The 13,245-nt window shown below is 34.7% G+C and carries 11 protein-coding genes; 9 read left to right on the top strand and 2 right to left on the bottom strand.

Annotated elements, in window-relative coordinates:
- Positions 1–103 precede the first annotated feature (103 nt).
- Positions 104–1,384, bottom strand: a complete 1,281-nt coding sequence (locus SD960_RS10140; protein WP_318802660.1) for an acetyl-CoA C-acetyltransferase — start codon at positions 1,382–1,384, stop codon at positions 104–106.
- A 39-nt stretch (positions 1,385–1,423) separates the two neighbouring features.
- On the bottom strand, positions 1,424–3,664 hold the full coding sequence (locus tag SD960_RS10135; RefSeq protein ID WP_318802659.1) for a histidine kinase dimerization/phosphoacceptor domain -containing protein: 2,241 nt from the start codon (positions 3,662–3,664) through the stop codon (positions 1,424–1,426).
- A gap of 472 nt (positions 3,665–4,136) precedes the next feature.
- Between SD960_RS10135 and SD960_RS10130 the strand changes: the two genes are divergently transcribed.
- The 9 genes from SD960_RS10130 (at position 4,137) to SD960_RS10090 (ending at position 13,242) form a co-directional block, all read left to right on the top strand.
- Positions 4,137–6,029 carry an amidohydrolase gene (locus SD960_RS10130; protein ID WP_318802658.1) on the top strand — a complete coding sequence of 631 codons (1,893 nt, stop codon included), beginning with the start codon at positions 4,137–4,139 and terminating at the stop codon, positions 6,027–6,029.
- 11 nt (positions 6,030–6,040) lie between these two features.
- Positions 6,041–6,466 carry a DoxX family protein gene (locus SD960_RS10125; protein ID WP_318802657.1) on the top strand — a complete coding sequence of 142 codons (426 nt, stop codon included), beginning with the start codon at positions 6,041–6,043 and terminating at the stop codon, positions 6,464–6,466.
- Between the two features lie 13 nt (positions 6,467–6,479).
- Entirely contained in the window at positions 6,480–6,953 is a 474-nt protein-coding gene (locus SD960_RS10120; protein WP_318802655.1) for a DNA starvation/stationary phase protection protein, read from the top strand.
- A gap of 16 nt (positions 6,954–6,969) precedes the next feature.
- Positions 6,970–7,653 carry a YoaK family protein gene (locus tag SD960_RS10115; protein ID WP_318802654.1) on the top strand — a complete coding sequence of 228 codons (684 nt, stop codon included), beginning with the start codon at positions 6,970–6,972 and terminating at the stop codon, positions 7,651–7,653.
- 107 nt (positions 7,654–7,760) lie between these two features.
- Positions 7,761–8,696: a sensor histidine kinase gene (locus SD960_RS10110; RefSeq protein ID WP_318802653.1), complete on the top strand. Its 936-nt coding sequence runs from the start codon at positions 7,761–7,763 to the stop codon at positions 8,694–8,696.
- A 3-nt stretch (positions 8,697–8,699) separates the two neighbouring features.
- Positions 8,700–10,067 carry a sigma-54 dependent transcriptional regulator gene (locus tag SD960_RS10105; RefSeq protein ID WP_318802652.1) on the top strand — a complete coding sequence of 456 codons (1,368 nt, stop codon included), beginning with the start codon at positions 8,700–8,702 and terminating at the stop codon, positions 10,065–10,067.
- 25 nt (positions 10,068–10,092) lie between these two features.
- The gene (locus SD960_RS10100) at positions 10,093–10,443 is read left to right on the top strand and encodes a hypothetical protein (protein WP_318802651.1); all 351 of its coding nucleotides are present in this window, start codon (positions 10,093–10,095) and stop codon (positions 10,441–10,443) included.
- Positions 10,444–10,499: 56 nt separating this feature from the next.
- The gene (locus tag SD960_RS10095; RefSeq protein ID WP_318802650.1) at positions 10,500–12,071 is read left to right on the top strand and encodes a sigma-54-dependent Fis family transcriptional regulator; all 1,572 of its coding nucleotides are present in this window, start codon (positions 10,500–10,502) and stop codon (positions 12,069–12,071) included.
- A 178-nt stretch (positions 12,072–12,249) separates the two neighbouring features.
- The gene (locus SD960_RS10090) at positions 12,250–13,242 is read left to right on the top strand and encodes an alpha/beta hydrolase (protein ID WP_318802649.1); all 993 of its coding nucleotides are present in this window, start codon (positions 12,250–12,252) and stop codon (positions 13,240–13,242) included.
- The last annotated feature ends 3 nt before the right edge of the window (positions 13,243–13,245 follow it).

The following is a 13,245-nucleotide window of genomic DNA, read 5'->3' as shown; positions in this document are numbered from 1 at the left end:
AATCTTTTTAAAATCCGCGTGAAAATTCGCCTGCTAACTATATTTCTTATTAGTACACCATAAAACTTATATTCTCTTATATAACTTATATGGTGAAAAAAAATTATTTCTCAATAATCATAGTAATTCCCTGTCCACCAGCGGCACAAATAGAAATAAAACCTTTTCCGGAACCTTTTTCGTTTAGTAATTTTGCCATAACGCCAATAATTCTTCCGCCTGTAGCTGCAAACGGATGCGCGGCTGCCAGACTGCTTCCTTTTACATTTAGTTTACTTCTGTCGATAGCACCAAGATTTTTCTTTAATCCCAATGCTGTGGTAAGTTCCGGGCTTTCCCAAATTTTTAAAGTAGCCAAAACCTGAGCTGCAAATGCTTCGTGAATTTCATAAAAATCAAAATCCTGTAATGTTAAGTTTGCTTTTTCAAGCATTCTTGTTGCAGCAAATACCGGAGCAAGCAATAAATTTTGTTGATTTTTTACATATTCAATTGCGGCAACTTCGGCATGCGTGATGTAAGCAAGAATTGGTAAATTATGCTCTTTTGCCCATTCTTCACTCGCCAAAAGAATACTCGAAGCACCATCAGTAAGTGGAGTAGAGTTTCCTGCCGTAAGGGTTCCGTTTACTTTATCAAAAGCCGGAGAAAGTTTTGCCAGTTTTTCAAGCGTACTGTCTTTTCTAAGATTATTATCTCTTTCAAGTCCGTTAAAAGGCGTAATCATATCATCAAAAAAGCCTTCGTCGTATGCTTTTGCCATATTCAAATGACTTTGAAGCGCCAGTTTATCCTGGTCTTCCCTCGGAATCTGATAATATTTGGCCGTAATTTCCGTGTGTCCGCCCATCGAAAGTCCGGTTTGTGCTTCCTCATTTCTCGGAACAAGCGGAGCTAAATCTTTGGGTCTCAATTTTAAAAATATCTTTATTTTTTCGCCTAATGATTTTGCTTTTCTTGCATCCAGCAATATTTTTCTCAATTTTTCGCTCACCGCAATTGGCATATCGCTAATAGAATCGACACCGCACGCAATTCCCGAATCAATTTGACCCAAAGCAATTTTATTGGCAATATAAATAGCACTTTCAATACCGGTATCACAGGCTTGTTGTAAATCGCATGCAGGAGTAGCAGGATCAAGAGCCGTTTTCATAACACACTCTCTAATCAAATTATTATCCATGGTGTGTTTGATTACAGCACCGCCAACAACTTCTCCAAGTAATTCGCCTTTCAGGTTGTATTTTGCCACAAGGCCATCAAGCGTTGCCGTCATCATTTGTAGATTACTAACGTCTGAATAAAAAGTATTTGCCCTTGCAAACGGAATTCGGTTATAACCCACAATGGCTACTTTTCTAATTTTACCCTGATTTTCCATAGTAATGATTTAGTTAAATTTATATTGGATATTTTAATTTTATTTGACCGTAAAAGCATAATCGTAAACAAAAATTACAGACACTTTTAATCCGTTTGAACTTGTAATACTGAACTTTCCGTTTAAATCTCTACTAAGGCCTTCCATTAGTTTCATACCAAACGAATCGTATTTTTCAATATCAATTTCCCCTTCAATCCCAACGCCATTATCGGCAATTTCAAGTAAAAAAGAATCACCCTCAAAATGTTTTAGCGTGATGGTAATTTTTCCTTTTTTCTCATCTGGAAAAGCATATTTTATCGCATTTGTAATAGCTTCATTCAAGATTAAACCAATCGGAATTGCCTGCGCAACATGCATTTCAATATATTCAACATCAACTACAAAACTGTAATTGGTGTTGTAACTGTCTTTTAAATAGCTAATAAGTTCCTTAATATATTCCGGCATTTTAATGCACGAAAGCCCTTCTGACTGATACAATCGCTGGTGAATCAGCGACATCGAATTGATTCTGTTTTGACTGTCTTTTATCGCATTTACAGCCGATTCTTCTTTTAAATAAACAGATTGGGTGTTTAATAAACTCATCACCACCTGCAAATTATTTTTTACACGATGATGCACTTCTTTCAAAAGCCATTCTTTTTCCTTTACAACATTCTGCAGGATTTTATTTTTCTTTTCAATTCTGCTTTTACTAATCTGGAGCTCTTTATTAGTGTCTTTTTTATTTTTATAACTTCTAAAAATCAAGGCGGTAATAATAAGTACTAAAATTAAAACTAAACCCGCAATAAGTTTTACTACTTTATCATTTTTTATTTTAACTTTTTGAAGTTCACTTTCATTCGTTAATAATTGAATGTTTTTATCCTTTTTTGCCGTTTCGTATTTTATCTCTAAATCTGAAATCTGATAAAATTTCACATCATTAAAGATACTGTCTTTTGCTTTTTGGTATTTTTTAAGATTGGCTATTGCCGAAATATAATTTCCGGAGGCAGAATCTAATTTGAAAGCCATCATATGACCATTAATTATCATATTAATGTCTTTGATAGAAGCACCCAGTTTTTTATTGCGATCCAGATATTCTGCTGCCAGTTGATAATTTTTAGTTTTAAATAAATGATTTACAATGTTGTTATTAATTTCAAGATTCGAAATTATAGGCAAAAGTGTTTTATTCTCTTTTTGAAGCTCTATTAGTTTATTGCAATATTTATCGGCCAGTTTGTACCAGCCAAAATCATCATAAACAGCAATATAAGATATTTGAAGCCAGATTAAATCTCTTCCATCCGTTATTTTTAAATCTTTAACAGTTGTATCTAAAAAATTTTTGGCTTCTTTTTTCCTGCCAAGTTTCAGTAAATCTTTAATAATATAACTCGCGTTGTAAAAAGGTAAAAATTCAGAATATAACTTTAAACTGCCATCAAAAGATTTTTGGTGGTATTTTAACGCCAGTTCATAATTTTCCATTTTATAATAGGTAAGTGCCAAATTGCTATAATCTTCTGTCAAATAATAGACATCCTTATTTTGTTCCCCAATTTCTATAGAAATCAGTCCAAATTTTACAGCTTCGGTATACAAACCCAGTTTCGAATACGTTTCGGCCAGATGACTGTATAAATTCTGATTTTTAGTATCGCCAATGGTTTCATAGATAGCTTTGGCTTCATTAAATTTTTGAAGGGCCGCTTTAAAATCTCCCATAAAAAAATAATGACCGCCGTAATAGAGTAAAATATCGGCAATTTGTTGTTTAGAACCGCCTTTTTTTAAAGACTGATAAGCTTTTTCGACCACTTTTATTCGTTCGGCAATCTCGCTGTCAAGACTATAATAATTGGTCAGTTCCCGGTAAGCTTCGCCTTCTAGCCAGGAAGTATTGTTTTTTCGCGCAATTTCAAAAACCTTCTTAAGTTCTCTTTTGCCTTTAAAAGGATTTCCGCCTTCGCGATATATTTGAGAATACAAAATATGGCTCATCCATTTTCCCTTATAAAACCTGATTTTGTCACTGATTAATTCAGCTTGTTTGGCAAAAATATAACTGCTGTCCATATCGGCTTTTTCCTCGCCAACTTTTGTAACATAATATAAACTCAGTTTTTGCAATTTTAAAACACGTGTGGTATCATTTAGTTTTGTTTTTAATTCAATTTTTATTTTATCACTTTCTTGTTTTAATAAAGGTTGCGACAAGGCAGTAAAACTCAATTGAAAGAGAAAAATTAAAAAACAGTTTCTAAGTAAATGATACATAAAAGGTATAGTTGGATGCTGTAATTAGTTCTAATTTACTACTGCATAAATAGTTTCTGAGGCCAATAAATTTGCTTTTTCAGAGGATATAAATCTTACTACAGGATAGCAAAGCTATGTCATTTTTTGTTTAATATCCTTTCGTAAACAAGAATTCGACCATAATTATCTTTTAAATATTTCAAAACTAAAAAAGTGCACGATTAGTAAAAAATCCAGTCAAATTTTGAATTAATAAAAGCTTTAAAGATTGATTTTATTGCAAGTGAAAATTTATATAACAGTAAAGAAAAACAAACACAATATTAAGTAACAATTGCTGAATATGATAAACGCATCATAAATTAGCGATATATCGTAAAATTTAATTAGAGTAAAAATGGTAAAGCACTTGTATTATAACTGTTTAAAACTTTAGGTATCTTTATTGAATAGAGTGTTTACGGAAATAAAAACCAAAAAGGATTTGAATATGAAAGCAGATACAATTTTATTCAACGGAAAAATACATTCCTTCAACACCAATTATAAAAACGCAACAGCTGTCGCCATTAAAGACGGAAAATTTATTGCAGTTGGCAGCGATAGCGAAATTTTAGAATATAGTGATGCAGCAACAAAATTGATTGATTTGCATCAAAAAAGAGTCGTTCCCGGGCTAAATGATTCCCACATTCATTTGATTCGCGGCGGATTAAATTATAACCTTGAATTGCGTTGGGATGGAGTTCCGTCGTTAGCAGATGCAATGCGAATGTTGAAAGAACAGGTTGACAGAACGCCATCGCCGCAATGGGTGCGTGTAGTAGGAGGCTGGTCTGAATTTCAGTTTGCCGAAAGACGCATGCCAACGCTAGAGGAAATTAATGCAATTGCTCCCGAAACGCCCGTTTTTATATTGCATTTATACGATCGTGCCTTTATGAATCGCGCGGCATTAAAAGTAATAGGTTTTACCAAAGATACTCCGGCGCCTGCGGGTGGAGTGATCCAAAAAGATGCAAACGGAGAACCAACAGGTTTGATAATTGCTTCGCCAAATGCCATGATTTTGTATTCGACCCTGGCAAAAGGACCAAAACTTTCCTACGAACACCAGCTTAATTCGACCCGTCATTTTATGAAAGAATTAAACCGTTTTGGGATCACAAGTGTTATTGATGCCGGCGGTGGATTTCAGAATTTTCCGGACGATTATAAAGTGGTAAATGAATTAAATGAAAAGAAAGAACTAACCGTTCGTATCGCTTATAATTTATTTACGCAGCGCCCAAAACAAGAGTTTGAAGATTTTGATGAATGGATCCAGGAAGTAAAATTATATCAGGGCGATGATATGTACCGCCATAACGGAGCGGGGGAAATGCTGGTTTTTTCGGCAGCAGATTTTGAAGATTTTCTGCAGCCAAGACCTGATCTTCCCGAAAATATGGAAGCAGAATTAGAAAAAGTAATTCGGTTATTGGTTGCAAATCGCTGGCCTTTCAGACTTCATGCGACTTATAATGAAAGTATTACCCGTTTTTTGAATGTTTTCGAAAAAGTAAACAAAGAAATCCCGTTCAATAATTTACCCTGGATATTTGATCATGCCGAAACGATCGACGAACGCAATATCGAAAGAGTAAAAGCTTTGGGCGGCGGGATCGCAATCCAAAGCCGAATGGCATATCAGGGTGAATATTTTACAGATCGTTATGGTGCAAAAGCCGCTGCAAACACACCGCCAATCAAGAAAATGCTCGAAATGGAAATTCCGGTTGGAGGAGGTTCAGATGCAACAAGAGTAAGCAGTTACAATCCGTGGGTCTCCATGTATTGGCTTACAGTTGGTAAAACCGTTGGTGGTTTGCAATTGTATAACGAAAGCCGTTTGAGCCGTGAAATTGCGTTACAGCTTTATACACAGGGAAGTGCCTGGTTTTCGCAGGAACAAAATAAAAAAGGAAATATTGAAACCGGAATGCTGGCCGATCTTGTGGTTTTGGACCGCGATTATTTTACAGTCGACGATGAAGATATTAAAAACATAGAATCGGTTCTTACGGTTGTTGACGGAAAAATTGTGTATGCAAAAGGGGATTTCTCTTCGTTTTCGCCGCCGTCAATCCCGATACTTCCGGACTGGTCGCCAACCAATATTTACAACGGTTATTATCACGCCGAATCGCACAACAAAAATGCCATTGATTTAAAGTTGAAAAAATCAAATTCAACTATAAATAATGCTGCACAAATTCATTGCTGTTCAGGAAGTTGTGATATTCATGCCCACGATCATAATGCCGCACGACTGAGTACGGTTCCGGTCAATAATTACAACGCTTTTTGGGGCGCATTGGGCTGTTCTTGTTTTGCTTTTTAATACATAAAAAAATGGAAATAATTAAATTACTACTTTATTCAGATGTTGGAAGCGACATCAACAACATTGCTTTATTGGTTTTTAGAATTTTAATTGCTGTTGAATTGTTCAGGGTTCACGGAATGAAAAAATTCAGGGTCGAAAACGGAGAACGCGAACATGTACCTAATCCGTTGCATTTGCCGGAAAAGTTAAATGGTTTGGTTGCCACGTTTTCAGATACTATTGTGCCCTTTTTTATCATTCTTGGTCTAGGGACAAGATTGTTTATTCTGCCAACAATTGGCGTTACAGCTGTTGGATATTTTGTTGTTCACAGAAAAGATTCTCTTGAAGTTAGAGATGTTCCGTACATATACACCGTTACTTTGTTGTTTTTATTAGCATTGGGCGCAGGTACTTATTCTTTAGATCATTATATTTTAAATTTACTATAAAACCAATTAAATCATGCAAACTCAAATCGGAATCAAGCAGGAAAACTTATCAAAAATAGCACATTCATTATGTCAGGTTTTGGCAGATGAATTCATTTTATACACCAAAACCAGAAAAGCACATTGGAATGTTGAAGGTGATGATTTCTATAACAAACATTTATTTTTTGAAGGACAATACAACCAGATTGACGAAATAATCGATGGCGTTGCAGAAAGAATCAGAATGTTAGGTCATTATGCACCGGCGACTTTAAAAGAATTTCTGGAATTGACACATCTTTCTGAACAAGTAAGAGAAAATAACGACAGTAAAGGATTCATTAAAGAACTTTTAATAGATCATGAAAGTATTATTATACACTTACGTGAAAATATTACAGTTTATGCCAATGAATATCAGGACTTAGGAACAAGTGATTACATTACAGGTTTGATGGAAACGCATGAAAAAATGGCGTGGATGTTACGCTCTCATTTAAGATAAATATTAAGATATTACTATGGAACAGTCCAAAAGCATTTGGTACATCACATTGCTGCTTACAACAATAGCCGGTTTTTGTGATACGCTGACTTTTGTTGCGGCAGACACTTTATTTTCTGCCCACGTAACGGGAAACTTTATTGTTTTTGCGTATCAGGTCATTAACGGAAATGATATTTATGCCTGGATAAAATTATTAACCTTTCCCATATTCATTATTTCAGTAATAATTGGCGGTTATATTGCGTCAAAATCCAGCTTAAAATATAGAATATTGTTTTGGGAAGGCTGCATTTTAACACTCAGCGGATTATTGGCCGTTTTATTCCATTATCTTAAAATGGATAATTTATGGACGATGTATATCATAGCCATGTTAATTGTTTTTGCAATGGGACTGCAAAATGCTTTTGGTAAAATCTTCAGCAAAGAAACCCACGGTCCAACGACCATGATGACCGGAAATGTTACACAGGCAGCGCTTGATATTGGTGCTTTATTAAAATCAAAATTTAAGGACGCCAACAGTCAGTTAAGTTTTAAAAAGCAATTTGTAACCATTGGAGGTTTTTTACTTGGCTGTTTTTTAGGCGCCATTGCCGGAAAAAAATGGGGATTAATACCTGTTTTGATTCCGGGGATTTTTATGATTTTTTGCTATTTAAAAAACAATCATATCAAGGTGGAAACAAAGTTATGAGTTAAATAACAGAGCTGCAGGTTATGTATAAAGAAAGCTGTCTTAAAAAATTTCATATACATTTTTGGTTCGTGATCCTGTTCTGGATTACGAATCAAAACCTTTTTATGCAAACCAATGCCCTAAACGATTCTGTTTTTATTTATGAAACTGAGCATTTTCAAAAAACAATTGTAAAACCCAATAAAGCTTCTTTCTTTTTTGATTTCACACAGATTTCATTAGATATTTTAAATTATAAAGACCTTAAAAAAAGTAATTTCTATCAGGAAACTGCAAAATACCATGTTGTAATAATACTCGGATTACTTTTTTTAATTTTTGTGATCATCTACAAATGTTATAGCTCTAAAAATGAAATAAATAAAGATTTAGCTTTAAAACAGGAAAAAATAAATGACCAGAGTATAAGCCTAAAAAAACTACTTTTGGATAAAGAATGGCTGCTAAAAGAGCTTCATCATCGTGTAAAGAACAATTTGCAGGTTGTAATTAGCCTTTTAAACACCCAATCGGCTTATCTTGAAAATAAAGATGCACTTTTGGCTATACAAGACAGTCAAAACAGGATGTTTGCGATGTCACTGATACATCAAAAACTATATCAAAATGACAATTTATCTACGATAGACATGCACTGGTATATTCCTGAACTGGTAAGTTATTTAAAATCTGTTTTTGATGCAGACCATAAAATTGCTTTTTTGTTGGATATTGATCATGTCGATTTAGATGTGGCGCAGGCAATGCCATTAGGCTTAATTTTGAATGAAGCCATCATAAACGCCCTGAAATATGCCTATCCTGAAACTCACAAAGGCGAAGTGAAAATTTTGCTTAAAGAAAAACAGGATAATTTATACCAGCTTATCATTTCTGATAATGGAGTAGGTGTTCCCGATTTTGAGTTGAAAAATAGAAACTCGCTTGGTATGAATTTAATGTACGGATTAAGCAATCAAATTGAAGGGTCTTTTGAAGTTGAAAGTAAAAACGGACTTTCGATTACATTAAACTTTAAGAAAAATGGAATCAAATCATAAATAATGAAGGAGAAAATTTTAATTGTTGAGGATGAATTTATTGTCGCAAATGACTTAAAAATGATTCTGGTAAAATCAGGTTACGAAGTTTGCGGAATTGCAGCATCTGTTGAAGAAGCCCGAATTTTGATTGACGCACAAAAACCAAATTGGGTTTTACTCGATATTATTTTAAAAGGAAACCTTACGGGAATTGATCTTGCCTGGGAATTGGAAACTAAAAAAATACCTTTTTTATACATCTCTGCCAATACCAATCATTCTATTTTAAATGCCGTAAAAGAAACCCAGCCTTATGGTTTTTTGGTAAAACCGTTTAGAGAACGTGATTTGTTTGTAATGCTGGATATTGCACGCTATAAATACAGTGTAGAAAACGGAAATGGCAACAATGACACTTTTGGAAAACCTTCATCCAAAGAAAATAAAAAGATAGAAATCATTGGCAAAAACAAAAAACTGCTCGATTTAATGCAAAAAATTGAGATTGTGGCGCCAACAGAAACTTCTGTAATGATTTTGGGAGAAAGCGGAACAGGAAAAGAAAAAATTGCCCATTTAATTCATTCTTTATCGCCAAAAAAATCAAAACCTCTGGTAGTTGTAAATTGTGCTGCATTGCCGGAATCCCTGATAGAATCAGAATTATTTGGTCATGAAAAAGGGGCTTTTACCGGAGCAGATACTATTAGAATTGGAAAATTTGAGCAAGCCAACGGAGGAACTATTTTTTTGGATGAAATAGGTGAGCTGCCACTAGATTCGCAGGTAAAACTATTGAGGGTTTTGCAGGAAAAAGAAATCGAAAGACTTGGAGGCGAAAAAACAATCAAACTCGATGTGAGGGTTATTGCGGCCACAAACAGATGTTTGCCCTTTGAAGTTGCCGAAGGAAGATTTAGACTGGATTTATATTATCGTTTGAATGTTTTTCCTTTAGAATTGCCAACTCTCAAAGAACGAAAAGAAGACATAGAAGATTTAGCCTATTATTTCCTCCATAAGTATGCAGAGAAAGCAAAAAGGAATATCAGAATAATTTCAGATCATGCCTTGCGACAACTGCAACAGTATGACTGGCCGGGAAACATTAGAGAATTAGAACATTTGATAGAACGAAGTGTTTTACTGGCAACAGGAAATGAAATTACAGAATTTGATATTTCAAACGACGTTCCGGCCATAAAAAAAGAAAATGATACCGAAATTTTATCGATGGCAGATATGGAAAAAGAACATATTTTGAATGTTTTAAAAGCCGCCAACGGAAAAGTATTTGGTCCCGGCGGAGCGGCAGAAATGTTGAAGATTTCACCTTCGACTTTATATTCAAAAATGAAAAAACTCAACATAAAACAAGGTTACTTTTAATAAACTAATTTTTAAACGGTACAATATGTTTTCATTAACCCGAATATACAGCGATGACGCCGGAGAAAGCCATTTTGAAGAGGTGATAATTCCGCTTATGGATAAAGGCGAAATTGGATTTCTTTCAGAATCTCAGCCTGTCAAAAATATAATTTTCAGAGAAGTTCTGGCTTCATACGATTATGATTTTCATAACGCTCCGCAAAAGCAATATATCATTTTGTTGGACGGAGGTGTAGAAATTGAGACTTCTTTGGGAGAAAAAAGAAGTTTTAAAACCGGTGAAATTCTTCTGGTAGAAGACACAACCGGAAAAGGACATAAAACTAGAAATATAGAAAACAAGCCCAGAAAATCTATTTTTATTACGATTTGATGATTAAGTAAATCATTATTGATCTTAAATTTACTTCTTTTTCTGAAATTATAAATATGGACAAAACAGAAGCAGTATTAAAATCAATTCAGGAACGCGAAAAAGAACACCATCTTTTGCTTTCTTTAAGCAGCAGTTTTGCCAATGTTTCTGCCTGCGACGAACTTTCTCCAATTGTAAACGGAAAATTAAAAGAGGCATTGTCATTTGATTATTTTGCGATTGGAACAACAGACAGCATCGAAAAACAATATTATTTGTTTTACCACAACGATCAGAAAATTTTCAGGGCAACCGAAAAAAAATTGTACGATACTCAGGATGATCTTTTTAATGTTGCAATGCAATCTGCAGATCCTGTTGTACTCGATAATATTTTTTTGAATAAAAAAACAAAGTCTGATTCTTTTCTAGCCAACATAAATTTGCAGGGAATACGCGAAATGGCAGCAATACCTTTGCAGTATCATAAAAACAATCCTTCGGTTTTATTTCTTTTCTTTAAAAAAACACAAAATCTCGACAGAAACGCCATCCGATTGCTTAAAGGTTTGTCGATGCCTTTAGCATTGGCGGTTTCAAATATTCTGATCAAACACAAAATAGAAAATAACGGGAATGTCTCTTCTCAAAAGATATTTCAGTCTATTAATGAAAATCAGCATCAAAAAACAACCGGAATTATTGGAGAAAGCGCTCACATTAAAAAAGTAAAAACGCTGATCGATCAAGTGGCGCCTTCAGACAGCGGCGTTTTAATTTTGGGAGAAAGCGGAACAGGAAAGGAAGTCGTAGCCCGCGAAATTCATGATAATTCGTCCAGAAAAAATCAGCCGATGATTAAGGTAAATTGTGCTGCAATTCCGGCGAATCTTATCGAAAGTGAATTATTTGGACATGAAAAAGGAAGTTTTACCGGCGCAATAGAAAAAAGAATCGGAAAATTTGAATTGGCCCATAATGGTACTTTATTTCTGGATGAGATTGGAGATCTTCCTCTGGAAATGCAGACAAAATTACTGCGCACACTTCAGGAAAAGGAAATTGAAAGAATTGGAGGTAAAAAAGCCATAAAAATAAATGTTCGCATTATAGCCGCGACCAACCGCGACTTACAGCTCGAAATGGCAGAAGGGCGATTTAGAAAAGACTTGTTTTACAGACTGAATATATTCCCGATAATGATTCCGCCACTTCGAAACCGAAAAGATGATATCGTTGATTTGTGTTCTTATTTCCTGAATAAATATGCTCAAAATACCAATAAAAAAAATATCGCTTTATCTGCAAATGCTTTAAAAGCAATACAAAACCATTCCTGGCCCGGAAATATCAGAGAACTGGAACATTGCATCGAGCGAAGTATTCTTTTATCAGAAGGGGCAATGATAAACGATGTGAGTTTTTTATCAGACAGTGAACAAATTCTGGCGTTGAACAATTTTAATGCTTTTCAGGTAAAACCATTAAAAGAAATTGAAAAAGAATACATTCTTAAAATTATAAAAATTTGCAATGGCAGAATTTCCGGTCCAAACGGAGCCGCTATAAAACTGGAAATTCCTTCGACAACCCTGATTTCAAAAATGAAAAAACTCGGCATTAAAAAAGAACACTTTTCGGAATAATAGCAGATGTTTTTAAAAATTGGCCGGTTTACAATAATAAAAAAAAGAGATTGTAAATCTATGATATTTCGTAAAATAGAACAACTAAAATAATTATAAGTAATTGATTTGTAATTGATTAAAATTAAGGTATGCGGTTTGGATGTAAACCAATGAAACCTTAATTAATATTTAAATCATGAGTACAAATCAAATTACCATTCCTAATGTTGCAGATGATGCAGCTATTTCGAGAGAAATCAAAGTTTTTCTTGCAGCCTTAAATTCAGGCGGCGGCGATCCAATCGAGTCAATGTCACCTCTTGATGCAAGGCAAGTTTTGGTTGGCGCACAAAAATCTGTAGAAGTTGATTATTCCGGAATTCAGGAATCTGAAAAAACAATCGAACAAGACGGGTTTACTATAAAACTAAATATAGTGGAGCCTGAAGGAAACACAAAAACATTACCGGCTTTTATCTTTATTCACGGTGGTGGATGGGTTTTAGGAGATTATCCAACCCATAAAAGAATGGTTCGTGATTTAGTAGTTCAGTCTGGAGCAACCGGAATTTTTGTGAATTACACACCAACACCAGATGCAAAATATCCACAAGCCGTAAACGAAATCTACGCAGCAACAAAATGGATTGCCGCAAACGGAAATCAAATTAATGTTGACGGAAGTACAATTTCTGTAGTTGGAAACAGCGTTGGCGGAAACATGACGGCAGTAACGGCATTAAAAGCAATCGAAAATAACGGCCCAAAATTGAAATCTCTTATCATGTTCTGGCCAATTGTTGCTGCTGATTTTGAAACAGATTCTTATAAAAAATTTGGTAAAGACCGTTTCTTAACCACTCCGTTAATGAAATGGATGTATGATTTGTACACCACAGATCCTGCAGAACGTGCGCAAATCTATGCATCGCCGCTTAACGCAACTTTGGAGCAATTAAAAAACTTTCCGCCTACATTAATTCAGGTTGCAGAAGCAGACGTTCTTCGTGATGAAGGCGAAGCTTTTGGAAGAAAACTGGACGAAGCAGGAGTATCGGTAACCACTATTCGTTACAACGGAACCATTCATGACTTCGGATTATTGAACCCGCTGGCTCATATTCCCCAAACAAAATCATTATTTGTTCATGCTGGTGCCGAACTTAAAAAATATCTTTTCGAAAACTAATAA

It is taken from the genome of Flavobacterium sp. MMLR14_040 (assembly GCF_033657265.1).
In the GTDB taxonomy this organism is placed as follows: domain Bacteria; phylum Bacteroidota; class Bacteroidia; order Flavobacteriales; family Flavobacteriaceae; genus Flavobacterium.
This window is presented reverse-complemented; position numbering and strand designations above follow the sequence as displayed.

What these genes read in the sequence shown, in the direction of transcription:
- SD960_RS10140 (WP_318802660.1), bottom strand. Translation starts at nt 1,384, where the DNA reads ATGGAAAATCAGGGTAAAATTAGAAAAGTAGCCATTGTGGGTTATAAC.
- SD960_RS10135 (WP_318802659.1), bottom strand. Translation starts at nt 3,664, where the DNA reads ATGTATCATTTACTTAGAAACTGTTTTTTAATTTTTCTCTTTCAATTG.
- SD960_RS10130 (WP_318802658.1), top strand. Translation starts at nt 4,137, where the DNA reads ATGAAAGCAGATACAATTTTATTCAACGGAAAAATACATTCCTTCAAC.
- SD960_RS10125 (WP_318802657.1), top strand. Translation starts at nt 6,041, where the DNA reads ATGGAAATAATTAAATTACTACTTTATTCAGATGTTGGAAGCGACATC.
- SD960_RS10120 (WP_318802655.1), top strand. Translation starts at nt 6,480, where the DNA reads ATGCAAACTCAAATCGGAATCAAGCAGGAAAACTTATCAAAAATAGCA.
- SD960_RS10115 (WP_318802654.1), top strand. Translation starts at nt 6,970, where the DNA reads ATGGAACAGTCCAAAAGCATTTGGTACATCACATTGCTGCTTACAACA.
- SD960_RS10110 (WP_318802653.1), top strand. Translation starts at nt 7,761, where the DNA reads ATGCAAACCAATGCCCTAAACGATTCTGTTTTTATTTATGAAACTGAG.
- SD960_RS10105 (WP_318802652.1), top strand. Translation starts at nt 8,700, where the DNA reads ATGAAGGAGAAAATTTTAATTGTTGAGGATGAATTTATTGTCGCAAAT.
- SD960_RS10100 (WP_318802651.1), top strand. Translation starts at nt 10,093, where the DNA reads ATGTTTTCATTAACCCGAATATACAGCGATGACGCCGGAGAAAGCCAT.
- SD960_RS10095 (WP_318802650.1), top strand. Translation starts at nt 10,500, where the DNA reads ATGGACAAAACAGAAGCAGTATTAAAATCAATTCAGGAACGCGAAAAA.
- SD960_RS10090 (WP_318802649.1), top strand. Translation starts at nt 12,250, where the DNA reads ATGAGTACAAATCAAATTACCATTCCTAATGTTGCAGATGATGCAGCT.